The following is a 25,767-nucleotide window of genomic DNA, read 5'->3' on the forward strand; positions in this document are numbered from 1 at the left end:
CCGGCTCCGTGGAACGCGGTGCCCTCCGCGAGGACGGGTGCGGCGGCCGGACTCAGTCCGTCGACGAGACCGGCGCCCGGCCGTCGACGGGGACGCCCAGCCGGCCGGCCACGGCGGTGAGGGCCGCTCCCAGGGGGAGTGCGACCCGGGTGAGGGCGTGCTGGTCGCCCCGGGTCGGGTCCCGGTTGACGATCAGCACCGGCTTGCCGGCCCGGGCCGCTTCGCGGACGAACCGGAGTCCGGACATCACCGTCAGCGAGGAGCCCAGGACCAGCAGCGAGGCCGCTTCACGGACGAGCCCCCGGCAGTGCTCGACCCGCCGTGGCGGGACGGCTTCGCCGAAGAACACCACGTCCGGTTTGAGGATGCCGCCACAGACCGCGCAGGACACCACGCGGAAGTCCCCGACCTGTTCGTCCGTGAGGTCGGCGTCACCGTCCGGGTTGATCCCCGCGGTCACCGGCGCGAAGCCCGTGTTGGCCTCCTCCAGCCGCCCGGCGAGTTCGCGGCGCGGGCTCAGGGCGCCGCAGGAGAGGCAGACGACCCGGGCCAGGCTGCCGTGCAGTTCCACGACGCCGCCGCTGCCGGCGGCCTGGTGCAGGCCGTCGACGTTCTGGGTGATCACACCCGAGAGGAGGCCGTGCCGCCCGAACGCGGCCACGGCCCGGTGCCCGGCGTTGGGGCGGGCGCGGCCGAAGGTGCGCCAGCCCAGGTGGCTGCGCGCCCAGTACCGGCGCCGGGCCCGGGCGCTGGTGGTGAACTCCTGGTAGGTCATCGGGGTGTGCCGGCTCAGGCTCCCGCCCTCGCCCCGGTAGTCGGGGATGCCCGACTCGGTGGAGATGCCCGCCCCGCTGAGGACCAGCACACCGCCGGCGCCCAGCGCATCGGCGACCGGCGTCAGGTCCGTGGTGCCCGGGGGCAGGTCCTCGGCAGGGGTCCAGCTCAAAGTGGGGCGCATGCGCATGCCGCCAGGGTACGGAACGGGCCGTCTCCGCCCGGCCCGGATCGTCACGGGCCGGGCCGGGCGGGCGTATCGGCCGGTCGCCGTCCGTGACGAGTGACGGCGGCCCTCCTGCCCACGGGGCCTCGTGACCGGCCGCAGGGGCTGTGCCCCGTCGTGCCGGTGGTCGGCCGAATCGCCTGTGTCGCGGGGGAAGGTCCACCGTCACCGGGGTGTCCGGGCGTGCTCAGGGGAGGGAGGGCCCGGGGTGGACGGGGCAGGAGCCGGCGGGCTGAACCCCTGTCCGCGCCGGCTCGGCCGGTGCGCCGCCGCCGGCCGAGCCGGGCGCCGGCCGGGACGGAGCGGGTGGTCGCGCCGACGCGGCCTCACGCCTCATCACCGGCCCCGCCCGAGGAGCGGGGCTTCGGGACGGGTGATGCGCCCGCCGGCGCCGGAGCTCCTCACCGTCACCACCGCACCCCGCAGTGGCGAGGCACGAGCCCGTGCGGGCCGGGCTGTGCTAAGACCTCGGTTCGAGGGGCATACGGGAGGCACGCGGACGGCGTACGGCGCCGGTGTCCGGCAGCGGCAGGGACGTCCGATCAACGAGGAGGCGGCGACATGACGGGCCGGAAACGCCGGGACAGTCCGGGCACACGGCCCCCGGCTGCATCCGATGCCGTCCTGACCCGGGCGTTGGAGGCCTTCGGCACGGGAGCGTACGTCGTCAACCAGCGGGGCCAGATCCTCGCCGTCAACACCCGCGCGGCACGGCTGCTGGGCAGGCCCGCCGGGGAACTGCTCGGCCAGGACGCCCACGACCTGCTCCACCGGGACGCCCACGGCCGGCCGGTCCCCGCGATGCAGTGCCGCATGCGGCAGGCGTTCCACGCCGGGCGCCCGGCCCAGGCCGATGAGGACTACTTCGCGCACGCCGACGGCTCCCTGCTGCCCATCTCCTGGATGATCACCCCCTACGCCATCGGCGACGACCGGACCGGCACGCTGCTGGTCTTCCACATCCGTGAGCGGACGCGCCGGACGGGCTCACGGACGGAGCGTGCCGCCGAGCCGCTGGGCGAACTGGAACGGCTCGCCCTGCTGGCGGAGACCACCACCCACCTGACGTCCACCCTGGACGTCGACGAGGCGCTGCGCCGGCTGGTGGCCCTGGTCGTACCCCGGTTGGCGGACTGGGCCGTCATCGACCTGATCACCGAACGTGACGAGGTGTGGCGCACGGCCGTGGTCCAAGCCGACGGTGACCACCTGGTGCACCACGAGGACCTGCAGGGGCCGATGCCCCCGATCCCGGAGGAGTCGCCGATGCCCCTGTCCCGGGCCCTGCGCGGCGTCGCCTCCACCCTGGTCGGCCCGGACACCTACCAGCAGACCCCGGACTCGGGCATCGCCGTGGAACAGCGCCGCCTGTTCGACGCCACCGGCATCCACTCGGCGGCCATCGCCCCCATCCGCAGCACCCGTGACGTCCTGGGCGCCCTCACCCTGGGCCGCGCCAAGAAACCGGGGAACTTCACCACCGCCGACCTCCCCCTGATCGAGGACATCGCCCGCCGCGCCGGTCTCGCGCTGGACAACGCCCGCCTCTACCAGCGCCAGCGCGCGGTCGCCGAAACCATGCAGAACCACCTGCTGCCCCAGATGCCCCAGGTGCCCGGCCTGCAGATGACCGTCCGCTACCTCCCCGCCCCCGATGCCTCACAGGTCGGCGGCGACTGGTACGACGCCTTCACCCTGAGTGACGGGGCCACCGCCCTGGCGATCGGGGACGTGGTCGGCCACGACCTGGAGGCCGCAGCCGGCATGGCCCAGGTGCGCAACATGCTGCGCGCCTACGCCTGGGCCGAGGAGGAACCGCCCAGCCGGATCGTCGAGCGGCTGGACGAGGCGATCATGCGTATCACCGACGTCACCATGGCCACCGTGATCCTCGCCCGGCTCGAAGAGGCGGACGACGGTTACTGGCAGCTGACCTGGACCAATGCGGGCCACCCGCCGCCCCTCCTGATCAGCCGGGACGGACTCGCCCGTTTCCTCACCGACGGCCACGGCCTCCTCCTGGGCACCGGGATGCGCACGCCCCGCACCGATGCGACGGCCCTCCTGCCACCCGGCTCCACCCTGGTGCTGTACACCGACGGCCTCATCGAGGCACCCGGCCACAGCATCGACACGGGTCTGAACCGGCTGCGGCAGCACGCCGCCGCCCTCGCCCACCGCCCCCTCGCGTCGTTCACCGACCAGCTCCTGCGCCGTGTCCGTCCCGTCCGCAACGATGACGACGTCGCTCTCCTGGCCCTTCGCCCTCCCACCGAGGGGACCGGACACATCGCCACCAAGCGGTGAGCGGCGCCGCCGGCCCACCGGCCGTTCCCGGGCAGTGCCACCGTGCCGGTCGCGCGGGCGGGGGACACGTACACCTGCCGGCCATCGGTGCGGCAGCGCCGGCTCGCCCCGTCCTTCCCGCGGACCGACCGGCGGAACAGCGCCGACGCCGTTCGATCCAGCCGTGCCACAGCCACGGGCGGCGCTGGAAAACGCCCGCCGGGTCCGTGCCGGCTGGTCCCGGGCCGGTGCTGTGACCGTGGGAGAAGGACGTGCGGGGGCGCCTGCGGAACAAGTGTGCGAAGTGGCGGTGGGAGCGCTCCCGGTCGTGGGGCGGGGCTCCGGGCCGGCCGGAGCCCCGCCGAGGGTCAGCCGGTGGGGAAGGAGTCGGGAGTACTGATCCGGTTCTTGAGCAGTGCTCCGGACTCGGTCAGCACGCCGCTGCTGCTGTAGTCGCCGCCGTCGCAGGTGCCCGGCTGGAGCGCCGCGCTGCTCTCGTTGGCGTCGGAGTAGGTCCAGTTGGCGTAGCTGATCTTCAGCTGATCGAGCAGGTCCAGCCAGGCCGTGGTGCTCGCCCGGTCCATCGCTCCACCGCCGGTGGCGCTCACCGTGCCGAACTCGGTGACGAACAGCGGCAGTTGTGAGGCCGCCCGGCTCACCGCGGCGCGGTAGGCGTCCTTGTGGCTCGCGGCGTAGAAGTGGAACGTGTACATGATGTTGGAGGCGTTGACGGGGTTGTTGACGACCTCGCTCTCGTTGGAGCCGTCCGAGACCCCGAGCGAGGACCAGCCGCGGGTGCCGACGATGACGACGGCGTCCGGGTCGGCGGCCCGGATCACCGGGATGACCTGCTCGGCGTAGTTCTTGATGGCCGCCCAGCTCACGCCGTTGGGCTCGTTGGCGATCTCGTAGATCACGTTCTTCTTGCCGGCGTTGCGGGCGGCGACGGACGCGAAGAACGTCTTCGCGCGGTCGAGGTTGTAGTTCGGGTCGCCCGGCGTCAGGGTGTGGAAATCGATCAGTGCGTACATGCCGCGGGCCTCGGCCATGTCGACGAGGTCGTTCACGCGGCCGGTGAAGCCCGCCGGGTCGGTCTCGTAACCGCCCTCCTGCACGTACATGGCGATGCGCAGCAGGTCCGACCTCCAGTCCTTCGCCAGCGCGTCCATGGAGGCGGCGTTGTAGCACTTGCCGAACCACTGCAGGCCGTGCGTGCTCATGCCCCGCAGCTGTATGGGGCGGTTGTGCTGGTTGCACAGGTTCACGCCGCAGACGTGGAGCTGTCCGTTGACGCCCACGGGGGTGCCGTCGTCCGAGGTGGGCGGGGGCTCCTCGACGGAACCCGTACAGGCGACGCCGTTGAGCGTGAACGCCGTGGGCTTCGGGTTGGCGCCCGTGAAGGAGCCCACGAATCCCAGGTCGGTCGCCGCGCCGGTGGCCAGCGTGCGGTTCCAGTCGACGCTGGCGGCCGTGACCGCGGAGCCGGACTGCGACCAGGTGGCGCTCCAGCCCTGGACGACCTTCTGTCCCGCGTCCGGCATGGCGAACTTCAGCGTCCAGCCGGTGACGGGGGCGCCCAGGTTGGTGATCTTCACTCCGGCCTGGAAGCCGCCCTGCCACTGGCTGGTGGTCGTGTAGTCGACCCTGCAGCCGGTGGCGGCCACCGCCTGGGGGCCGAACAGCGCGGTGAGGCCCAGGACCGTCGCGCAGGTCGCCAGTAAGGCCAATAAGCGTTTCAAAGCGTTCCTCCTCGGGTGGAGCGGGAACATCGGGATGGGAGCGCTCCCAAAACCCATCGGCCCGAGACCGTACACCGGCGCGTCGGTGCGCGTACAGACATCGGACCGCCGAACTGCGCGGCGGCGCGCGGCCTTCGCCCGGACGGACGCCGCCGGGCGGGCTTCCGTGATCGTGCGCACGGTGCGTTCACGGAGCGCGGCAGCGTTCGGCGGGACGGGGGCGGACCGGCCTGGTCGAGACAGCGCAAAGCGGCCGCGTCGGCTTTCCGGCTCTCGGCCGGGCCGAAGACGCCGACCACCGGAGCCTCGGAGTTTTGGTGCGCCGGGCGGAAGATCACGTCAACGGCGACGGCGGCCTGTTTCTCCGGGAACCGGCATTCGCGATGGCGATCCGCAGCAGCGGGGTGGAGAAGTCGTTCACCGGTGCACGCAGCCCGACGTGCTGGGCGACGGCCCTGCCTTCCAGCCTCTCGCGTTCAGCCGCGTACGCCTCCTCACCGCGACGGGCCGCACGGCCGGTCAGGGTCCCCAGGTACACGATGGTGACGCAGGGACGGCGGCCGCCGCGCTCCCAGACGTCCTTCGCCTCCTGGCTCCGGGCGAAGACGCGTGCTGGACGTAGTGCAGTTTCTCCTGCCCGGGCTCGTCGTCGAAGGTGAACGCGCGCGAGTCGCTGAAGCCCGTGCACCGTCCGCCCGCGTCCCTCACGAGCACGTCGCCGGCGAGGGGGGCGGACAACCGGGCGGACCGAGCCACCGGCCGGACCACGTCGCGGGGGAGGCGAGGAGCAGCAGGCGGAGGACGAGCCCGCCGGTGGTTCGTGCCGGCAAGGTGTGCGAACGCGGACCGCAGGGGCCGGCGCCCGGCACCGGCCGGTCGGGGGCCACGGGACCGGCGGCACCGGACGCTTCGTCACCGGCGTGCAGCTAGGTGCACAACAACTTGCTGCACACGGCACGGGTGGCGGGCGGCCTCACGCATGGGGCACCGTGATGCACGTGCTCGCCGGACGGTCGCACCACGACGGGACCACCGCCGTCGCCGGCCCGATCAGCCCTTCCGAAGAGAGCACCCGGGGGATCCGGGGTCCGCCCGAAAGATTCGTTGCCGACGCACACGCATGCGCTGAGTAGAACGAATTGAGGAACGATGCAGAGTCTTCACATGCCGACCGAGGAACGAACCGACTCCGTGCCGGGACGGTTACCGCCGAACGGCATAGGCGGGCAGTACCGCGCACATGCGGCGAGCACCCCCGGCGAACTCCTGCGCGCGCTGCCGCTGACCGATGCCGCGGCGCGCTCGGTGGGCGCCGGCCGCCTGATGACGCGCCGCGTACTGAGTGGTGACGACGACCGCCTGCTCGTGGTGGTCGGTCCGTGCTCGATCCACGACGTGGACGCCGGTCTGGCGTACGCCAAGTCACTGGGTGAACTCGCCGCCGGCCTCGCCGACGACCTGGCGGTCGTCATGCGGGTGTACGTCGAGAAGCCGCGCACCACCGTCGGCTGGACCGGACTGCTCGCCAACCCGGCGCTGGACGGCAGCCTGGACCTCGACCGGGGGCTGCGCACCGCGCGTGCGCTCATGCTGGAGATCGCGGAACTGGGGCTGGCCATCGCCACGGAGTGGTTGAGCCCGGCGGCACCGGCCTACCTGGCCGACCTGATCTCCTGGGGGGCCATCGGCGCGCGGACCGTGGAGAGCCAGGTCCACCGGCAGCTGGCCAGCGGCCTGCCCATGCCCGTGGGCATGAAGAACGGCAGCACCGGCTCGGTGGGCGTCGCCGTCGACGCCGTCCGCTCCGCGGCCGCGCCCCACGCCTACCTCGGCTTCGACCGGGACGGCAGGCCGGTCACGCTGCGCACGAGCGGGAACCCCGACTGCCACGTCGTGCTCCGGGGCGGTTCGGGCCGGCCCAACTACCGCCCCGAGGACGTGCGCGAGGCGGTGAACCTGCTCGCGGCGGCCTCCCTGCCGACCGGCCTGGTGATCGACGCCAGCCACGGCAACAGCGGCAAGGACCACGAACGGCAGGCCATGGTCGCCCGTGAGATCGGGGCCCAGGTCGCGGCCGGTGACACGAACATCCGCGGCGTCATGCTGGAGGGCTTCCTGATCCCCGGGCGTCAGGAACTCGGCCTCGGCGAGCCCGTGTTCGGCCAGAGCATCACCGACGCCTGCATGGGGTGGGACACCACCGTCGACGTGCTCCGCGATCTCGCGGCGGCGGCCCGCGGGCGCCGTGCCACGACGGCCGCCGCACGCTGACCCGCTCGTCACCGCACCCCCCGTGACTAGCCGGAAGGAACAGGAAGTGAGCGTGCTGGACATCCCCGCGCTGGGACCGGCCGGGCCCTACCGGACGCGGAAGCGCACCACCGTGGCGGACGCCTCGGGCGTCCCCGCGCTCGAACTGGCCTCGGTCCCGGGGCTGGTCGTCTCCCACTGGATCGACCAGCTGCGCGCGAGCGCGCCGCTGCCCGTCGCGGAGGCGGCGGCCGTGCTCGGCAAAGCGGCCGACGCCTTCGAGGACCAGGAGATCCTCGGAGACGACCTGGCGGCCCACGAGCGACGCGTGTCGGAACTGACGGGCACACCCGTCACGGTCGTGCGCGAGTGCGACCGGCTCATCACGGCGACCCTGCGCGACGTGGGACGGATGCCGTCCTCGGCACGGCCCACGGGCTGCGCCCCGGTGGGCACCGCCGCGGCCGGCGCACCGGCGGCGGGTGCCGCCTGGTGCCGCACCGGCGACGTCTTCGCCGTGCAGGCGGCGGGCAACAGCCCGGGCGTGCACGCCATGTGGCTGGAGGCGCTGGCCCTCGGCTACCGGGTCGTCGTCCGCCCCTCCAACCGGGACCCGCTCACCCCCCTCCGCCTCGTCACCGCACTGCGGCGGGCGGGCCTGCCGAGCGCGCAGCTGGTCCTGGCACCGTGCGACCACGCGACGGCGGACCTGGTCATCGAGCGCTCCGACCGCGCCGTGGTGTACGGCGGGCAGGCGGTCGTGGACAAGTACCGCAACCGCAGCGACGTCCGGCCGCAGGGCCCGGGCCGCTCGAAACTGGTCGTGACCGCCGACGCGGACCGCGGCACCGGGCTCCGCCTGGCCCGCACGGGTGCCCTCTACCACGCGGGGACCGCGTGCACCGCGACCACGGGCGTGCTGGTCGAACAGGACGCGGCGGGATTCGCCGGTGAGCTGGCCGCCGCCCTGGCGGAGGCGGCACCGGCCCGGCCGGCGGACGACGCCGCCCTCCTGCCGTGCATGCCGCAGGCGGAGGCGGAACAACTGGTGACGGCGGTGCTGGACCGGGCGAGGGGCGCGGTCGTGCACCTGGCCCCGAGGGTGGAGCGGCTCGGCGGGGCGGGCTCCCTGTCGGCCGTGACGCCCGCGGTCGTGGAGCTGGCGTCCGCGAGGGACCCGCTGCTGTCGTACGAGATGCCGTTCCCGTGCGTGTGGGTCGCCCCCTTCGAGCGCGGCGCCCTGGACGTCCTCGACGGCTCCCTGGTGCTGTCGCTGCACACCGGGGACCGGGGACTGCTCACCCGGGCACTGGACCTCACCTCGGTCTCCAACGTCTACCGGAGCAGGCCGACCTCCTGGACCCACCCGGACGTACCGCACGACGGCTTCCTCGGGGAGTTCCTGATGCGCGCCAAGGGCCTGGCCCACGCCGACGAGAAGAGGAGTGACACGTGAAGATCAATTCCAGGAGCGACCTCGACTTCATGGAGCGGATCCAGCAGGAGGTGACCGCCCACCGCCGCGCGTCCCGCTCCGACGAGGCCTACTACACGTCCAAGCTGGGCGAGGTCTGGCACCGCGCGCAGCAGACGTCCGCCTACGCCTCGCTCGGCGCGTTCTCGATGCGGGCCTTCCTGGAGCTGCCGGCGACCTCCAAGGAGGACCTCAAGGCCCGGCCCCTCGAATACCTGCGGGTGCCGGTCGACGCGGGCCTGAAGTACTACCAGACCACGGGCACGACGGGAGTGCCCACGCCCACCCCCCGCACGGCCCGGGACATGATCGCCAACACCGTCTCCGTCGCCGAGGCGTGGCGGACGATGCTGGCGGACCGCGGTCACCGTGCGCTGATCATGCTGCCCTCGGACATCGTGCCGGTGGCCGACCTCATGGTCGGTGTCTGCGAGTTCCTGGGCGTTCCCCACGTCAAGGCCTACCCGTACACCACGGGGATCTCCGACTGGGACCGCATCGTCGGACTGTGGGAGGTGTTCCGGCCGACGGTGCTGTTCGTGGCGCCCGGCGTGCTCCTCGAGTTCACCCAGGTCCTCAAGAGGCGCGGTCTGCTGTCCCGGCTGCGCGAGTCCGTCGAACTCCTCATGCTGCTCGGGGAGGTGAGCACCCCCGAGCTGCGCGCCATGGCCGGGCAGTGGTGGAACGCGCGCGCCTACGACGCGAGTTACGGCAGCACGGAAAGCGGCACGCTGGCCGCGTGCTGCGCGCAGGACCGGCTGCACCTGCTGCGCGGCGCCAACCACTTCGAGATCGCGGACGAAGAGGGCATCGCGCCCGCCGAGGCGGGCCGCGACGGCCGGCTCGTCGTCACCCCGCTCAACAACGACGCCCGCCCCCTGCTCCGTCTCGACATGGGCGACGAGGTGTCCCTGTCCGGCGGCTGCCCCTGCGGCGACGACGCCCCGGTGGTGACCGTCCACGGCCGGGGCAGCGACGGCACGGAGATCAAGGGCAGCCGGGTGCGCACCCGCGACCTGGAGGGCGTCGTCTACGCCCACCGCGACGTGATGGGCTACCTGATCGAGGTTACCGAGGACGGCACGTGGGCCAGACTCCTGCTGGAGCGGGACCCGGGCACCGACCGGGACGCCGAGCCAGCGAAGAACGACCTCATCCAGCGGCGCACGGACGAACGCCTCGGCTTCCGCTGGGACGAGGTCCGGTTCGTCAACCGGCTGCCGGTGACGACCAAGAGCGGCGGCTCCCAGAAGAGCTGGAAGCGCTCCAACTTCCGGGTCGTCGGCGAGGTGGTGCCGGCATGACGTACGACATGCTGCAGCGGTCGTCCGGCATCGTCTCCGGGGAGTCCGACCTGTGGTGCACCTACGCGGCCGTGCGCACCCTCGCCTGGCTCGGCCGCACCGGTGACCTGCCCTCTCCCGAGACCGTCGCCGCCTTCCTCGCCTCCCGGCAGAACCCCGACGGCGGGTTCGCGTGGTCCTCCGGCATGAGCTCCGACGCCTGGGCCACCTACTACTGCACCCAGGCCCTGGCCGACCTGCCGGCCGGCAGCCGCGGCCCGGTCCGCGCGCCGAGCTCCGACTGGGTGCGCAGCACCGCCCACGCGGACGGCGGGTTCGCCATGACGCCCGGCCAGACGTCGGACGTGTGGGCCACCTACTACGCCGTACGCACCCTGGTGGAGATCTACGGCGAGCGCCCGCCGGAGGAACTGTTCGGCTGGCTGGCGGCGCTGCAGGCCGAGGACGGCGGACTGGCCTGGAGCCCCGCCCACGCGAAGGACGGCACGTCCGACGCGCGGGCCTGTTATTACGCCGTCACCGCCTGGAGCACGGCCACCGGCGGACTCGGTCCGCTGCCGTGGGACCGCGAGCGGCTCACGAACTGGCTCAGGGACCGGCAGAGCGCGTCCGGCGGGTTCACCTTCCAGGCGGGCGACGGGACGGACTGCCTGTGGGCGACGTTCCGGGCCGTCAGCGCCCTGAGCCGCCTCGGGGAGGCCCCGCGGGACCCCGAGGGCTGCATCGCCTGGATCCGGTCCCGGCTGCGGCCCGGCGGTTCCTTCACCCGCTGGCCCGGCTACCCCGTGGCGGACGTGTGGGCCGCGTTCTGCGGGGTGGGGGCGCTGCGGGAACTCGGCGCCGCACTGGACGACATCGCCGACGCGGTGGTCGCCACGGTGCTGTCCTTCCGCACGGGGCAGGGCGGCTTCACCTACCGCACCCCCGAGCTCGCCTCGGACGTCCTCACCACCTCCGCCCACCTCGTGGCCGGCCGCCTCCCGGACGCCGCGGCCCACGACGCCCTGCGGTGGACGGAGAGCTGCATGATGCCCAACGAGGACGGCATCATGTACATGCCCGGTCGGGGGAGTGAGGTGCGGTGCACCCTGTGGGCCCTGTCGGCGGGGGCCTTCGGGGACGACGCCCCGGCCCGCTCCAGGATCGCGGACTGGCTCACCGGTTCCATCCAGAACCCCGACGGCGGGTTCGGTTACTGGGAGGGCCGCGCCTCGGACATGGTGTCGACCTGCTCGGCCGCCGAGATCCTCCACCGGACCGGCGGGAACCGCCCCGCCGACGCCCTGCGCGGCATCGCCGAGTACGTGGCCACCTGTGAGACGGCGCCCGGCCGGTACGCCAACGTCCCCGGCGGTCGGCCCACGCTGCGGGCCACCCTGCAGGCCCTGCGGGCGCTGCGGCGGGCGGGCGGGGCCGACGGCGCTCGCGTCGACGAGGCCCTGGCCCGGCACAGGGTGCGCGGCGGCGGGTACGCGAACGAGAGCAACCGGGTCCCGGACCTGCTGAGCACCTACGAAGCCGTGCTGACGGCGGACGCGTTCGGCATCGAGTGGGACGCCGGCCACCTGTCGCGCTTCCTGGACAGCGTGCGCACGGCGGACGCCGGGTTCGCCTGGACCCCCCTGATGCCGACGAGCGGCGGCCCGCTTGCCGACTGCCTGGGACGGCGCCTGGAGCTGCGCCTGTCGCCCGAGCGGCACCCCCTGCCGCCGCTGGCCCTCTCGTGAAAGGCACGTGACCTTGCCGACCGTCGAAGTGACCAGCAACCCGTTGACCCCCTCCGCACGGCTGAGGGCCGCGCTGCGCCTCACCCGGTGGATGACGGCGCACGGTTCGAACGCCGCGCACGTCGTGGTCTCCTTCCACGCGGCGGAGCCCATGGCGTACTTCGCCGGCGGCATGCCGCTGACGACCTACGAGGACGGCACGGGCCAGGACCGGCGCGCCCGCTGGGCGTCCGTCGTGTGCCACGTCCATCCCGACCGCGACCACGACTACCGGACCGAACTCGCCCACGAGATCGGGGAGGCGCTCGGTCTCGACCCGGACGGCGCCCACCTGACGGTCCGGTTCCAGCCCACCCAGCCCGACCGGGTGTTCTACCTGGAAGCGGGATCGATGACGAGCGGCGGCCCCGCACCGGCCGACCGTGGCCGAGAGAAAGGTTTCCACCATGCGCACCACTGACCGGACCGAGATCAGCGCCCGCGTCCTGGCCCTCCTGGAGAAGCGCTTCGGCGACGCCGCCCGCGCGCTGCCCGCGGACGCGGAGCTGTCCAGCGCGCTGCCGGGCTTCGACAGCCTGGCGGCCCTGGAGTACGTCAACGCCGTCGAGGGCGAGTTCGGCATCGAGGTCGACTTCGTGGGGGACGACGTCCGCTACTGGTTCAGCACACTCGACCGGACCGCCGAGTACGTGCGCGAGTGCGTCGAGGACCGGGCGGCATGACGCGGACGGCGACCCGTTCCGCGGGGAGCCGGGCCGGACGTGTCGGGATCCCCTTCGACACGTCCGGCAGCACGGGGGTCGCGCGCCGCTGGTTCCGGCTGCCCCGGCAGATGGAGCGCGAGGTGGAGCTGATCGGCACGCACCTCGTCGGCCCGGTCGACCACGTGATCAACTACGCCCCGCCGCAGCACCTGTTCGGCGCCCTGTTCGGCCAGTGGCTGCCGCGCATGGCACGGGTCCCCGTCCACCAGGCGTGGACCGATCCGTTCGCGCCCCTGCCGGTCCCCTCCGGCGCGCGGGTCCTGGTCGTCTGCATCCCGATGGCCTGGAACCTGCTGCACCGCAGCCGGCCGGCGCTGGAGCGCGCGCGCTCGGTCGTCGCCCTGCACAGCTCGGCGGCCCCGCCGCCGGCGGCCCACCGGCTCGTCCACCGGGCCGCCCCGCTGCTGCGGGCGTACGAACTGCTGGGGTCGACCGAGACCGGGGCCATCGCCCACCGGCCGGTGGCCCCCGAGGGAAGCGGCGCGGCCCCGTGGCAGGCCCTGCCCGACGTGACCCTGCTGCGTCCCGCCGCCGCGTCGGCGGGGGAGACGGCGGAACTGGTGGTCCGCAGCCCGCGGCTGGCCCGCCCGGAGGGCGGGACGCGGCCTCCCGCCCGGTGGGCCACCGGTGACCTGGTGGAGTTCACCGGGGCCCGTTCCTTCCGGCTCGTCGGCCGCAGCGGCTCCCTGATCAAGGTGAACGGCGTCAAGGTCCACCTCGCCCGCATCGACGAGCGGCTGAGAGCTCGCCTGCCCCGGGCGGACTGCGTCGCGCTGCCCCGGCCCGGCGACCCGCTCGCCGGGGAGGGCTACGCGGTCTTCTGGTCCGGCCGGCACAACGGAGTGGACGTGGCGGACATCAGGGCTGCCCTGCGGGACTTCCCCAGCCCGTCGCAGATCGTTGAGCTGGCGGCCGTACCGAGGACCGTCAGCGGCAAACCGGACCGGGCCGCCCTGCTCGCGGCGCTCCGGCCGAGCCCCGCGCTCCTGTGAGAGCGCGGTACTCCTTTCGAACGACACACCATTGGAGGGTTCGACTCTGTCCAGGTTGATCGTGGTGACCGGCGCGAGCGCCGGCATCGGAAAGGCCACGGCGAAGCGGTTCGCCGAGAACGGCGACAAGGTGCTCCTGATCGCCCGCCAGGAGAAGCGGCTCACCGAGGCGGTGCGGGAGATCGAGTCGGGCGTGCCGGGAGCCGATGTCCAGCCGCTCGCCCTCGACATGTCCGACTCCGGTTCGGCGGACGCCCTGCGGGACCACGTCAGGTCCACGGGACTGCCCGTCGGCGGTCTGCTGTGCTGTGCGGGCGCCGTGCCGCCGTCCGAGGGCACGGACGGCGACGACGTGGGAGCGGTCCTGACGGAATGGCAGGACGCGTACCGTTCGAACGTCCTGACCTCCGTCGTCGCCGTGGAATCGCTGCTCCCCCTCATGGCCGACGGCGGCGGCATCGTGCTCTACAGCTCCATCGCCGCCTACCGGGGGTCCGGCGGGACGGGCGGCTACGGCGCCGCGAAGGCCGCCCTCCACTCGTACGTCCACTTCCTCGCCACGCGCCTGGGGCCGCGCGGCATCAACGCCAACGCGATCGCACCGGGTTACGTCGCGGGCACCGACCTCTTCGGTGACGGCCTGCCCGCCGCGCAGGAGAACAAGCTCGTCCGCCAGACCGCTCTGGGGCGCGCGGGCGATCCCGCGGACATCGCGGAGCTCGGCTTCTACCTGTGCTCGAAGCCCGGGGGCTACATCACCTCGCAGATCCTCCAGATCAACGGCGGCTCCCACCACGGCGTCTGACGACGCGCCGCCCCCGACACCCGACCACGACCGAGAAAGCACGGTGACACGCCATGAACGCCCGCGAACAAGCCGACGCGCACGTCCGAGCCATGATGCGCTGGCACTTCGACCCGGCGACGGGCTCCCGGTACTGGCTGGAGCGCCGCGACCGGCTGGGCTTCGACCCGGTCGAGGACGTGCGGTGCGTCGACGACCTGCTGAAGTTCCCCAACCTGGTGGACGAGCTCCGGGACGTCCCGGTGGAGGACCTGATCCCCCGGGGCCTGGACGCCACGGAGAAGGTGTTCGCCGTGTACGAGAGCGGCGGCACCACGGGGGCGCCCAAGCGCTTCGTGATGTTCGAGGGCTGGTTCGACCAGTACATGGAGTGGGAGAACTCCCACTACCCCGACGACGGCACGGGACACGCGCTGGCCGTGGCGCCCAGCGGACCCCACATGCTCGGCGAGTACTCCCGGCGCATCGCGCAGGCCAGGGGCGGCATCCGGTTCTCCGTCGACCTGGACCCGCGCTGGGTCAAACGCCTCATGGCCGCCGGTGACACCGCCGGCGCCGCCGCCTACGTCGAACACCTCGTCGACCAGGCCGAACTGGTCCTGCAGTCGCAGGACATCGCCTTCCTGATCACGACGCCCCCGCTGCTCGCCCGCATGGCCGAACGGCCCTCGGTCCGCACGCTGATCCAGGAGAAGGTGCGCCTGGTGCTCTGGACCGGAGCGCACATGGACCCCGACACACTGGACTACCTGTCCACCGAGTTCTTCCCCAAGGTGCGGTTCAGGGGGTCCTACGGCAGCACCTCCGTCCTCAGCGGCACGGTCCAGCGGCCCGACCCGGAGGGCACGGGCGGGACGGTCTTCGACTCGTACGCCCCCTTCGTCCTCTACCGGGTGGTGGACCCCGCCACCGGTGAACCCGTCCCGTACGGATCGGAAGGGGCCGTGGTCATGAACTACCTCACCAAGTACGGCCTCGTGCCCAACAGCCTGGAGCGCGACCTGGCCACGCGGGTCCCCAGCCCCACGGGAGCCGGGGACTCCCTGCGGGACATCCATCCCGTCGCCGAGGTGGACGGCCAGAAGATGATCGAGGGCGTCTACTAGGGACGCTCTCCTCGATTCCGGGAGGAGCACTGTCGATGCCGCACGTGCCCACGGTCCGGCACCTCGAACTCGACGGAACGGGCCTGTCACCCCGCTCGGTCGCCGCGGTCGCGCGCCGTGACGGCGGCGGAGCACGGGTGACGCTCAGTGAAGCGGCCGTCAAGCGGATGCACGCCTCCGTCGGCCTCAAGGAGACGCTGCTGGCACAGGAGATCCCGATCTACGCCGTGACCACCGGCTTCGGGGACAGCTGCGTCCGGCAGATCTCGCCGGACAAGGCACACGAACTCCAGCGCAACCTGGTGCTCTACCACCTCAACGGCGTAGGGCCCGCGGCCGTGCCGGCGGTCGCCCGGGCGGCGATGCTCATCAGGGCCAACGCACTGGCCAAGGGGGTCTCGGCGATCCGGCCGGAGGCCGTGTCGATGCTGCTGGAGTGCCTCGACCGGGACATCCTCCCGCTGATCCCGGAACGCGGCTCGGTCGGCGCCAGCGGCGATCTGGTTCCGCTGTGCTACCTGGCCGCGGCACTGATCGGCGAAGGGCAGGTGCTGCACCGCGGCACCGTGCGGCCGGCCCTCGACGCCCTGCGCGAGGAGGGCGTCGAGCCCCTGCGGCTCGCACCGAAGGAGGGCATCGCGCTGATCAACGGGACCGCCTTCGCCACCGCGTACGCGGTCCTGGCCGCCGCGGACGCGCGGGAGCTGGCCTTCACCGCCGAACTCGCCACGGCCATGACGCTGGAGGCGCTGCACGGCAACGCGTCCGCGCTGCACCCCTTCATCCACGCGCACAAGCCGCACCGCGGCCAGGTCCGCTCCGCCGAGGTCGTCCGCACCCTGTTGGCCGGATCGCGGCTCGCCACGTCCTTCGACGACATCCTGATGCGCCGCGAGAGGCTGGCCGGGCAGAGCTACCTCCAGCTGAACGAGCGGATCCAGGACAAGTACTCGGTGCGCTGCGCCCCGCAGATCATCGGGATCGTCCACGACACGCTCGACTGGGCGGAGGAATGGCTCAGCACCGAGATCAACTCAGCCACCGACAACCCCCTCTTCGACGCCGAGGAGTTCGGGCTCCACCTCGGTGGCAACTTCTACGCGGGCCATGTCGGGCAGGCCATGGACAGCCTGAAGACCGCAGTGGCCAATCTGGCCAACCTGCTCGACCGCCAGCTGGCACTCGTCGTGGACGAAAAGTTCAACGAGGGGCTGCCGCCCAACCTGGTCGTCGCACGCCGTCCGGACGATCCCGAGGCGGGGCTGCACCACGGGTTCAAGGGCATGCAGATAGCGGCCTCGGCCGTCACCGCCGAAGCCCTCAAGCAGACGGGTCCGGTGTCGGTGTTCTCGCGCTCCACCGAGTCGCACAACCAGGACATCGTCAGCATGGGCACCATCTCGGCCCGTGACGCGCGCACCGTCAACGGCCTGGTCCGCGAAGTGGCGGCCATCCACCTGCTCGCCCTGGCCCAGGCGGTCGAGCTGCGCGGCGTCGCGCGGGCGTCGCCGGCCGTCCGGGCGGTGCACGGGCTGATCAGGGAGCACAGCGCCTTCGTCTCCCGCAACCGCCGGCTGGACCAGGACATCGCGGCGGTGAGCCGCCTGATCGAGACGGGGGCCCTGCGGCGCGCCGCGGGGTTCGCCGACGAAGACCTCACCTGAGACAACCGAAGCACCGCGACGGGGCGGTGCGTGACCGAGGAGTTCCTTCACATGACCAAGAAGAGGTTCGCCCTGTTCGGCGCCGTCGGCACCGCGGTGCTGGCGCTGGGAACGTCCTGCGTGCTGGCCGTTCCCGCACAGGCCACGTCCGAGAAGGTCATCGACCTGGCCATAGGGAACGACGGGGTCGTGCAGACCGATGTCGGCACCCCCGGGCTGAGCGTCGGGGACGAGTTCGTGTACTCCGACAAGTTGTTCCAGAACGGCAAGCAGGTCGGCGAGGACGGCAGTTCCTGCCAGGTGACCAAGCTGGACGGCGCGAAGGTCACCACCAACTGCGTCCTGTCGGTGCAGCTGCCGGACGGGCAGCTCACCGCGCAGTCCCTGTGGACCAAGGGCACCGACACGGTGCGGATGGCCGTCACCGGCGGCACCGGCGCCTACCGCGGCGCCACCGGCGAACTGACCTGCAACGACATCCAGACCCCGCGGGAGACCTACCACATCGTTCTGGACAGGTGAGCGTCACCCCGGCACCGGCGGTGTCACCCCCCGGCCCGCTCGGAGTACGCGGCCTCCCTGGGGCTGGCCATGTCCAGCAGCAGCATGGCGTCGTGGTCGGGGGTGCCGGGCATCGCGTGGTAGGTGACGAGGCGCTGGCCGTCCGTGCGGAAGATCGCCATGACCTCGAAGTGGAGGCACATCGAACCGACCTCCGGGTGCTGGAAGTGCTTCTGGCCGCCGCTTCGCGCCTGTACGTCGTACCGCTCCCACAGTCGGGCGAACTCCGGGCTCTTCACCACCAGTTCGCCGACGAGCTGGGCCAGCTCCGGCATGTCCGGGTCGGCGCCCGCCATCGCACGCAGGTGGGCGGCGCTGTGCGCCGCCATCCGCTCCCAGTCGCGGTACAGCTTGCGGCCCATGGGGTGCAGGAACATGTAGCGGGTGATGTTGCGGCGCTCCGGCGGCCAGTCCGTGATGCCCGGGAAGAGGCGCAGCCCCGGCCGGTTGGCGGCCAGCAGGCCGTTGACGCGGCTGACGACGTACGCCGGTGCCGGGCGCAGCGTCTCCAACAGGACGCGGACCGACTCCCGCACGGTGTGCGCCGGGTCGGGGGACGGTGCCGGGGCCTGGCCCGCGGCGAGCGCCACCAGCTCGTGCAGCCGCTGCAGTGCGTCGCCGGACAACTGCAGCGCCTCGCCCAGCGCGGTGACGACGGCGGGTGAGGGCCGTGTCTCGCGACCGCGCTCTAGGCGCGTGTAGTAGTCGACGCTGACCCCGGCCAGCGTCGCCAGCTCCTCCCGGCGCAGTCCCGGAGTGCGGCGGATGCCGGTGCCGGCCGGCAGCCCCACGTCCTGCGGGCGGATCTGTCCCCGCCGAGCGCGCAGAAAGCGTCCTAACTCAGTGCCTCCACTCATCCGTCCATTGTCGCAAAGGACCGTGCGGGAAGGGGGGCCGTATCACGGCCAGGAACACCGTTCCCCCCACGGCCCGGTCTGCCGGGAGCCGCACACGCCGGGCACGCTGGTGCCCGACTCCCTCTTTTCCGTCCTTCCAACCTTCCGTTTTCCATCGCCGATCCCCTGTCCGGCAGGGGCGGCGCAGTGAGGAGCAGTGCACGATGAGCGTTATGCGTTCCGGGGCGGACGCCGGACAGACGAGGAGCGAGGGCATCCGGAGCGGGCCGGAGCAGGCCGGTTCCGCCACCGCGGCCCTGACCGCCGCCGTCCTCGGCTTCTTCGTGATCACCCTCGACGTCTCCGGCGTCAACGTGGCGCTGCCCGCGATGGGGGACGACCTCGGGGGTTCCCTGTCGGGGCTCCAGTGGGTCGCCGACAGCTACACCCTGATGTTCGCGGCGCTGATGCTCTCCGCCGGCGCGCTCTCGGACGCGGTCGGTGCGCGGCGCGCGTACGGCTGGGGGCTCGCCGTCTTCACCCTCGCCTCGCTGGCCTGCGGGGTGGCGCCGACGCTCGGGACGCTGACGGCGGCGCGCGTGGTGCAGGGGAGTGCGGCGGCGGTGATGGTGCCCACCTCGCTGGCGCTGATCCGGCAGGCGTTCCCCGACCCGGAGGCGCGGGCGCGCGGCATCGCTCTGTGGACGGTGGGCGGCGCGGTCGCCATCGCCGCGGGACCCGTGCTGGGCGGGCTGCTCACCACCGAGTGGAGCTGGCGCGTGGTGTTCTGCCTCAACGTGCCCGCCGGGCTCGCCGGTTTCCTGACGCTGATGCGGGCGGCGCGCTCCCCGCGCCACCCCGCCGTGTTCGACCCGCCGGGGCAGCTGACGGCGGTCCTGGCGCTGGCCGCGCTGACCTTCGCCGTGATCGAGGGCGGCCACCACGGGCTCACCCCCACGGTGCTGGCAGCGGCCGGGGTCGCGGTGCTGGCCGGGGCCGGTTTCGTGGCCGTCGAGGCACGGCGGCCCACGCCCATGCTGCCGCTGGAGTTGTTCCGGCAGCGCGGCGTCACCGTGCCGGTCATCGCGGGCTTCGCCTGCAACGCCGCCTTCTACGGCGGGGTGTTCGTGCTGAGCCTGTTCTTCCAGGAGCAGCGGGGGCAGTCGGCCTTCTCGGCCGGACTGATGTTCGTGCCGATGGCGGTGATCACCGCCAACTTCAACTACCTCTCGCCGCGGGCCGTCTCCCGGTACGGCCCGCGGGCGGTGGTCGTCGCGGGGCTGCTGGTCGGGACGGTCGGCTGCTGCGGACTGGCCGCTGTCGACTCCGGCACGCCGTGGTGGCTGATCGCCCTGCCGATGATCCCGCTGGGCATCGGCGGCTCCCTGGCCATGCCGGCGCTGACCTCCCTGATGCTCGACAGCGTCGCCGCCGAACGGGCCGGCACGGCGGCGGCGCTGCTCAACACCAGCCGCCAGACGGGCGGGGCGCTCAGCATCGCCGTCTTCGGTGCGCTCCTCGCGGGCGACTTCGCGCCGGGCATGCGGGAGAGCCTGCTGCTCGCCGCCGCCCTGCTGGTGGCCAACGCGCTGGGCGCGGCCGCACTGCTGCCGCGGCGGTGAGGAAGCGGCGGGTGCGGCCGCGGCGGGCACGCCCCCGCGCACCCGCCGCACACGCGGTTCTCCCGCCGGCGGACCGGACGCCGCCCGCGGCGCACGCCCGACCGGCCCCGGGGACGCGGGGCGGCCGCCCGCCCGTCCGGGCGATCGCGCCCGGACGGGCGGGCGGCCGCACTCCGCCACGGCGTCGGCCGACCACGACCGTGCCGTTCACGGACCGTCTTCCGCTGCGTCCAGCACTGCCTGGGTGACTTCTTCGGGCGTGCGGCCGTCGGTGGCCACGACGGTGGTGGCGACCTCCTCGTACAGGTGCCGGCGGGCTTCCATCAGCTCCCGCCACTGCTTGCGCGGGTTGACCGCCAGCAGCGGGCGGGCCGCGTTCAGCCCGGTGCGCCGCACCGCCTCCTCCACCCCCATCGACAGGTAGACCACCCGCTGCCCGGCCAGCAGCGCCCGCGTGCCCGCGTCCAGCACCGCCCCGCCGCCCAGCGCCAGGACCCCCGCGTGCCCGGCCAGCGCCGCACGCACCGCACGCCGCTCCAGCGCACGGAAGGCCGCCTCACCCTCGTCGAGGAAGATCTCCGCGATCGTGCGGCCCCGGGCGGCGACGATGTCGTCGTCGGTGTCCCGGTAGCCCACCCCCAGCCGCTGGGCCAGCAACCGCCCGACGGTGGACTTGCCCACCCCCATCGGCCCCACCAGCACCAGCACCGCCACCGCACTCACCGGATGCGCAGACTGTCGAGGTAGGAACGCACATTGCGGCGGGTCTCGGGCACACTGTCCCCACCGAACTTCTCCGCCACCGCATCGGCCAGCACCAGCGCCACCATCGCCTCGGCGACGATCCCCGCGGCCGGCACCGCACACACATCCGACCGCTGGTGATGGGCCTGCGCCGCCTCCCCCGTGCGCACGTCCACCGTCGCAAGCGCCCGCGGCACCGTCGCGATCGGCTTCATCGCCGCCCGCACCCGCAGCACCTCACCCGTGCTCAGACCCCCCTCGGTACCACCCGAGCGCCCCGAAGCACGCCGGATGCCCTGCGCCGTGCCCACGATCTCGTCATGCGCCTTCGACCCCGGCACCCGGGCCAGCGCGAACCCGTCACCGACCTCCACACCCTTGATCGCCTGGATCCCCATCAAAGCAGCCGCCAGCCGCGCATCCAGCCGCCGGTCCCAGTGCACGTGCGACCCCAGCCCCACCGGCACCCCATAGGCCAGGACCTCCACCACCCCGCCCAGCGTGTCCCCCTCCCGGTGCGCCCGGTCGATCTCGGCGACCATCGCCTTGGACGCCCCGGCATCCAAACAGCGCACCGGATCCGCATCCAGCCTCTCCACATCGGCCGGCACCGGACACACCCCGTACGGCGCCCTGGCCGAAGCCAGCTCCACCACATGGGAGACCACCTCGACCCCGGCCGTCTCCTTCAGATAGGAACGCGCCACCGCACCCAGCGCCACCCGCGCGGCGGTCTCCCGCGCCGACGCCCGCTCCAGGACCGGACGCGCCTCGTCGAACCCGTACTTCTGCATACCCGCCAGATCCGCGTGCCCCGGACGCGGCCGGGTCAACGCGGCATTGCGCGCCAAAGCCCCCAACACCTCCGGATCGACCGGATCGGCCGCCATCACCTGCTCCCACTTGGGCCACTCGGTGTTGCCCACCATCACCGCCACCGGCGAACCGATCGTCAACCCGTGCCGGACACCACCCAGGAACGTGACCTCATCGCGCTCGAACTTCATCCGCGCACCACGGCCGTACCCCAACCGCCGCCGCGCCAGATGATCCGCCACCATCTCCGTGGTGACCGGCACGCCGGCGGGAAGACCCTCCAGCGTCGCGACGAGTGCGGGACCGTGGGACTCCCCCGCGGTCAGCCAACGCAGCCTGCTCAACGGTGCTCCTCCGTCATGTCGGTGGTACGGGCGGGAAATTGCGTGAATGCGTCACCGGAATGGAATGCGAAGCCCATCGTGCATTCCGCCGCCGGGCGGAATCGCCGGCACGGTCGCGGCGGGAAAGGACAACCGGCGCGGGAGCGCGGGACCGCTGTGCGAGGGCCGCCGGGCCCGTGGATCGACCGCGTAGCCGCTGCCACGCGATCCGCGTGACCGGCCGGGCCCGCGCCGTGCCGCCGCAATGTTAACGTGCGCCCTTCCGGGGCGCGGGTGTGCAACAAACTGCACCACAACTTGCTGCACCGGACGGCGATGGCGGACCGCGCGCTCCGAAAGGCAAGCTGCTTGTCGTGAATTCCTGCGGCGTCACCGGTTCGGCCGGGGCGTTCCGACGGAGACCGAAGAGCTGCCCGTAGCCCCTTTCAGTCGAGGGAAACAGGATCACCATGCCCACTACCCCCGCCCTTTCCCTGCCCGCCAAAGGAGCACCGTTCACGCTGACCGCCATCGAACGGCGCCCGCTGCGCGCCAACGACGTCCGGATCGACATCGCGTTCTGCGGCATCTGCCACACCGATCTGCACTTCGGCCACGACGACTGGGGCGGGACGTTCTTCCCCCTCGTGCCCGGACACGAGATCACCGGAGTGGTCCGCGAGGTCGGCGAGGCGGTCACCGCCTTCGCACCGGGGGACCGGGTGGGGGTGGGCTGCATGGTCGGCTCCTGCGGGAAGTGCGCCCCCTGCGCGGCGGGCGAGGAGCAGTACTGCGTCGAGGGCTTCGTCAAGACCTACTCGGCCCGCGACCACGACGGATCGGTGACGCAGGGCGGTTACAGCCGGTCCATCGTGGTGGCGGAGCACTTCGTGCTGCGCATCCCCGACGCGCTCGAACTGGACGGCGCGGCCCCACTGCTGTGCGCGGGCGTCACCGTCTACTCCCCCCTGCGCCGCCTGCGCACGGGTGCGGGCATGCGGGTCGGTGTCCTCGGCATGGGCGGCCTCGGACATCTCGGCGTAAAGATCGCCGCGGTCATGGGGGCCGAGGTCACGCTGCTGGGCCGGTCGCCGGAGAAGCGGGACGACGCCCTGGCTTTCGGTGCCGCACGGTTCGTGGACACGCGTGACAACGGACAACTCGCGGGCCTCACCGGCTACTTCGACCTGCTCCTCAACACGGTGCCGGCCCCCCTCGACCTGGACGCCTGGCTGGGGCTGCTCGGCCTGGGGGGCACGCTCGTCAACGTCGGGGCCCCCGCCGACCCGGTCGCCTCGTACAACACGTTCTCACTTCTGGCCGCCCGCCGCGGCATCGTGGGCTCCTCCATCGGCGGCATCCGCGAGACGCAGGAGACGCTCGACTTCTGCGCGAGGCACGGCATCACCGCGGAGATCGAGCGGATTCCGGCGGCCCGGGTCCCGCAGGCCTGGGAGAACCTGTCCGACGCCCGCTACCGGTACGTCATCGACATCGCCACGCTCGGCACGCCCTGACCCCCGGGGCCCCGGCCGGGCGGCACGGCACGCGGGGCGGGCGCTGCGCCCGGCAGCCGCCCGCCGAACACCCTCCGCTCCCCGCCGGGTCCGTCGGCGGACGCCCCGGCCGCAGCACGCGTCACGCCACCGGTCCGCGTCACGCGGCCGCCTCCCGGCTCCGGTGGCATCGCTCCTTCCCCCTCTTCACCGCGCGGTACGCGGCCGGCGCCGGCCCCCGTCCGTCCCGCACTCCCCATGGGCCGTACACCGTCCCGTTCCGGTCGAGCCGGGTCCGGCACTGCTCCGGCCGGTTCCGAACACAGCAGTTACGGAGGCATATCGCATGTCAGTCCAGCGAGTTCCCGTACTCGTCGCCGGTGGCGCCTACACCGGGCTCACCACAGCCCTGAGTCTTGCCGCACGGGGTGTGCGCCCCCTCCTGGTGGAGCGGCGTCCGGGTGCTTCCACGCTGCCGAAGGCGTGGGGTCTGAACACACGCTCCCAGGAACTGCTGCACACCCTGCCCGGTGTGGGCCGGCGCCTCGAGGCGGCCCTGGGGGACGCGCAGTGGCCCCGCATCAGCCACGGTGTCTGCCTGGCCGACCCCGAGCGGCGCTTCCTCGACCCGGAGGCCGGACAGCCCGACCCGCGGCAGCTCTCCCCGGTGCCACCGCTGGCCTGGATCTCACAGGCCCGGGTCGAGGAGATCCTCCGGGTCGGCGCCGAGGAGGCGGGCGCGGAACTGCGCCACGGCACCGAGGTGGTCGCCGTCGTCCAGGACGACGAGAAGGTCACCGCGACGCTCCGGGAGGTGTCCACCGGCCGGGAGTACGTGGTCGAGGCGGACTACCTGGTGGCGGCCGACGGGAACACGAGCCGGGTGCGGGACATGCTCGGCATCGCCGTCGAAGGCGGCGGGACGATCGGCCACATGTACATCATCACCTTCGAGGCCGACCTGACGCGGTACGTGAAGAAGGGGGCGGTCGAGGTCATCGGGATGCCGGGCAGCGGATCCAGCTTCATCCTGGACGGCTCCGAGCGGCACACCCTGTGGGTCGACTACTTCCCCGAGCGCGGTGAGACGCCGCAGGACTTCACCGAGGAGCGTTGCCTGGAGCGGATCCGCCGTGCCATCGGCGACCCCGGGATCGACGTCACCTTCGTCAACGCCCGCTTCTTCCCCATCAACCACAAACTGGCCGAACGGTTCCGCGACGGTCGTGTCTTCCTGGCCGGCGACTCCGCGCACGCCTGCCCGCCCAACGGAGGACAGGGCGGCAACCTCGCCATCCAGGACGCCTACGACCTGTCCTGGCGGCTGGCGCTGGTGCTCACCGGCGAGGCCGGCCCCGGCCTGCTGGACACGTACGAGACCGAGCGCCGCCCCGTCGTCAACATCACGCTGGAGCGTGAGGTCGAGCTGGCGAAGATCTCCGAGGGCCGCGTGCCCGCCAGTTACAACCCGGCCGACCCCAACGCCCCCATCCCCATGCCCAAGGAGTACCTCGGCTTCCGGTACCACTCCGCCGCGGTCCGCACCGAGGCCGACGACGACGGCAGCCTCCAGGAGGATCCGTGGCACCCCACCGGGCGTCCCGGGGGACGTGCCCCGCACGTCGTCCTGACCGAGGGCACGCGGGAGCTGTCCACGCACGACTTGTTCGGGCGCGGGTTCGTGCTGCTGGCGGGACAGGAGGCCCCTGACTGGGTCGTCGCCGCGGAGAAGGCCGCCGGCACGCTCGGGATCACCCTGGACGCGCACCGCATCGGCGAGCGCTTCACCGACCGCGACAACACCTGGTGCGACCGCTACGGCGTCGAACCGACGGGTGCCGTGCTGGTCCGTCCCGACGCCGTGGTGGCCTGGCGCGGCAGGAAGGCCGCGGACGATCCGGAGGGGGAGCTGACGGCGGCCCTCACGGCGGTACTCGCGCGCTGACCGGCCCGGGGGAGGGGCGCGCCCCGGCAGTCGCCGGGGGCGCGCAGAACGAGGGGCCGCGGGGCCGCTTCCCGCGGTCCCAGGCCGTCCCGAGCCGTGTCCGGCTCTCCCGGGCGGGGCCGGGACGGCCGCGCAGTCGGCCGGCCGGGGCCTACCACCGCACGGGTCGAGGGCCTTCCGGCCCGGCGCGGACGCCGCGATCCGCACCGGGCCGGAAGGCCCTCGACCCGTCATCGGCACGCCCGCGGGGCAACCGGCCGCAAGGGCGGGTGGACCGGCGTCGTCGCCGCACCGGAGCCCTGGGTGCCGAAGG

21 protein-coding genes are annotated in these 25,767 nt (G+C 72.9%); 15 read left to right on the top strand and 6 right to left on the bottom strand.

Features of this window, described 5'->3' with window-relative positions; translation table 11 throughout:
- Positions 1-52: 52 nt before the first annotated feature.
- Complete coding sequence (locus tag QQY24_RS29755; RefSeq protein ID WP_301975803.1) at positions 53-964, bottom strand: NAD-dependent protein deacetylase; 912 nt, start codon at positions 962-964, stop codon at positions 53-55.
- A 597-nt stretch (positions 965-1,561) separates the two neighbouring features.
- Here QQY24_RS29755 and QQY24_RS29760 point away from each other — a divergent pair.
- Positions 1,562-3,307: a SpoIIE family protein phosphatase gene (locus tag QQY24_RS29760; protein ID WP_301975804.1), complete on the top strand. Its 1,746-nt coding sequence runs from the start codon at positions 1,562-1,564 to the stop codon at positions 3,305-3,307.
- A 347-nt stretch (positions 3,308-3,654) separates the two neighbouring features.
- On the opposite strand, the gene QQY24_RS29765 is transcribed toward QQY24_RS29760, so the two are convergent.
- A complete protein-coding gene (locus tag QQY24_RS29765) occupies positions 3,655-5,025 on the bottom strand; it encodes a cellulase family glycosylhydrolase (protein ID WP_301975805.1) in 1,371 nt (456 codons plus the stop codon).
- 334 nt (positions 5,026-5,359) lie between these two features.
- Positions 5,360-5,563, bottom strand: coding sequence for a hypothetical protein (locus QQY24_RS29770; protein ID WP_301975806.1), 204 nt, complete (start codon positions 5,561-5,563; stop codon positions 5,360-5,362).
- A 611-nt stretch (positions 5,564-6,174) separates the two neighbouring features.
- Here QQY24_RS29770 and QQY24_RS29775 point away from each other — a divergent pair.
- The 11 genes from QQY24_RS29775 to QQY24_RS29825 all read left to right on the top strand — a co-directional run bounded on the left by QQY24_RS29775 (position 6,175) and on the right by QQY24_RS29825 (position 17,633).
- The gene (locus QQY24_RS29775; protein WP_301975808.1) at positions 6,175-7,296 is read left to right on the top strand and encodes a 3-deoxy-7-phosphoheptulonate synthase; all 1,122 of its coding nucleotides are present in this window, start codon (positions 6,175-6,177) and stop codon (positions 7,294-7,296) included.
- Between the two features lie 46 nt (positions 7,297-7,342).
- Complete coding sequence (locus QQY24_RS29780; protein WP_301975809.1) at positions 7,343-8,731, top strand: aldehyde dehydrogenase family protein; 1,389 nt, start codon at positions 7,343-7,345, stop codon at positions 8,729-8,731.
- Positions 8,728-10,053, top strand: a complete 1,326-nt coding sequence (locus QQY24_RS29785) for a phenylacetate--CoA ligase family protein (RefSeq protein WP_301975810.1) — start codon at positions 8,728-8,730, stop codon at positions 10,051-10,053. Before QQY24_RS29780 ends, QQY24_RS29785 begins: the two co-directional genes overlap by 4 nt.
- Positions 10,050-11,780, top strand: coding sequence for a prenyltransferase/squalene oxidase repeat-containing protein (locus QQY24_RS29790; protein WP_301975811.1), 1,731 nt, complete (start codon positions 10,050-10,052; stop codon positions 11,778-11,780). Before QQY24_RS29785 ends, QQY24_RS29790 begins: the two co-directional genes overlap by 4 nt.
- Before the next feature lie 7 nt (positions 11,781-11,787).
- Entirely contained in the window at positions 11,788-12,240 is a 453-nt protein-coding gene (locus tag QQY24_RS29795) for a hypothetical protein (RefSeq protein ID WP_301975812.1), read from the top strand.
- Positions 12,227-12,502 (top strand): acyl carrier protein, encoded by a 276-nt coding sequence (locus tag QQY24_RS29800; protein ID WP_301975813.1) that lies wholly within the window; start codon positions 12,227-12,229, stop codon positions 12,500-12,502. Before QQY24_RS29795 ends, QQY24_RS29800 begins: the two co-directional genes overlap by 14 nt.
- Positions 12,499-13,536 (top strand): class I adenylate-forming enzyme family protein, encoded by a 1,038-nt coding sequence (locus QQY24_RS29805; protein ID WP_301975814.1) that lies wholly within the window; start codon positions 12,499-12,501, stop codon positions 13,534-13,536. The genes QQY24_RS29800 and QQY24_RS29805 overlap by 4 nt, the downstream gene beginning before the upstream one ends.
- 61 nt (positions 13,537-13,597) lie before the next feature.
- Positions 13,598-14,341 carry an SDR family NAD(P)-dependent oxidoreductase gene (locus tag QQY24_RS29810; RefSeq protein WP_301976388.1) on the top strand — a complete coding sequence of 248 codons (744 nt, stop codon included), beginning with the start codon at positions 13,598-13,600 and terminating at the stop codon, positions 14,339-14,341.
- Positions 14,342-14,394: 53 nt separating this feature from the next.
- The gene (locus tag QQY24_RS29815; RefSeq protein WP_301975815.1) at positions 14,395-15,447 is read left to right on the top strand and encodes an AMP-binding protein; all 1,053 of its coding nucleotides are present in this window, start codon (positions 14,395-14,397) and stop codon (positions 15,445-15,447) included.
- Between the two features lie 35 nt (positions 15,448-15,482).
- Positions 15,483-17,111 carry an aromatic amino acid ammonia-lyase gene (locus QQY24_RS29820; RefSeq protein WP_301975816.1) on the top strand — a complete coding sequence of 543 codons (1,629 nt, stop codon included), beginning with the start codon at positions 15,483-15,485 and terminating at the stop codon, positions 17,109-17,111.
- Between the two features lie 51 nt (positions 17,112-17,162).
- Positions 17,163-17,633 (top strand): hypothetical protein, encoded by a 471-nt coding sequence (locus QQY24_RS29825; RefSeq protein WP_301975817.1) that lies wholly within the window; start codon positions 17,163-17,165, stop codon positions 17,631-17,633.
- A gap of 23 nt (positions 17,634-17,656) precedes the next feature.
- On the opposite strand, the gene QQY24_RS29830 is transcribed toward QQY24_RS29825, so the two are convergent.
- Entirely contained in the window at positions 17,657-18,529 is an 873-nt protein-coding gene (locus QQY24_RS29830; RefSeq protein WP_301975818.1) for a helix-turn-helix transcriptional regulator, read from the bottom strand.
- 203 nt (positions 18,530-18,732) lie between these two features.
- Here QQY24_RS29830 and QQY24_RS29835 point away from each other — a divergent pair, with 203 nt between their 5' ends.
- Entirely contained in the window at positions 18,733-20,130 is a 1,398-nt protein-coding gene (locus tag QQY24_RS29835; protein WP_301975819.1) for an MFS transporter, read from the top strand.
- Positions 20,131-20,337: 207 nt separating this feature from the next.
- Here QQY24_RS29835 and QQY24_RS29840 read toward each other — a convergent pair whose 3' ends face one another.
- Together QQY24_RS29840 and aroC are read right to left on the bottom strand one after the other, a co-directional pair.
- Entirely contained in the window at positions 20,338-20,817 is a 480-nt protein-coding gene (locus tag QQY24_RS29840) for a shikimate kinase (RefSeq protein ID WP_301976389.1), read from the bottom strand.
- Between the two features lie 32 nt (positions 20,818-20,849).
- Positions 20,850-22,034, bottom strand: coding sequence for a chorismate synthase (gene aroC / locus QQY24_RS29845; protein ID WP_301975074.1), 1,185 nt, complete (start codon positions 22,032-22,034; stop codon positions 20,850-20,852).
- A gap of 449 nt (positions 22,035-22,483) precedes the next feature.
- Here aroC and QQY24_RS29850 point away from each other — a divergent pair, with 449 nt between their 5' ends.
- Together QQY24_RS29850 and QQY24_RS29855 are read left to right on the top strand one after the other, a co-directional pair.
- Positions 22,484-23,530, top strand: a complete 1,047-nt coding sequence (locus tag QQY24_RS29850) for an NAD(P)-dependent alcohol dehydrogenase (protein WP_301975820.1) — start codon at positions 22,484-22,486, stop codon at positions 23,528-23,530.
- Positions 23,531-23,855: 325 nt separating this feature from the next.
- Positions 23,856-25,454: an FAD-dependent monooxygenase gene (locus tag QQY24_RS29855; protein WP_301975821.1), complete on the top strand. Its 1,599-nt coding sequence runs from the start codon at positions 23,856-23,858 to the stop codon at positions 25,452-25,454.
- Positions 25,455-25,767 lie beyond the last annotated feature (313 nt).

The organism is Streptomyces sp. TG1A-8, assembly GCF_030499535.1.
GTDB lineage: Bacteria > Actinomycetota > Actinomycetes > Streptomycetales > Streptomycetaceae > Streptomyces.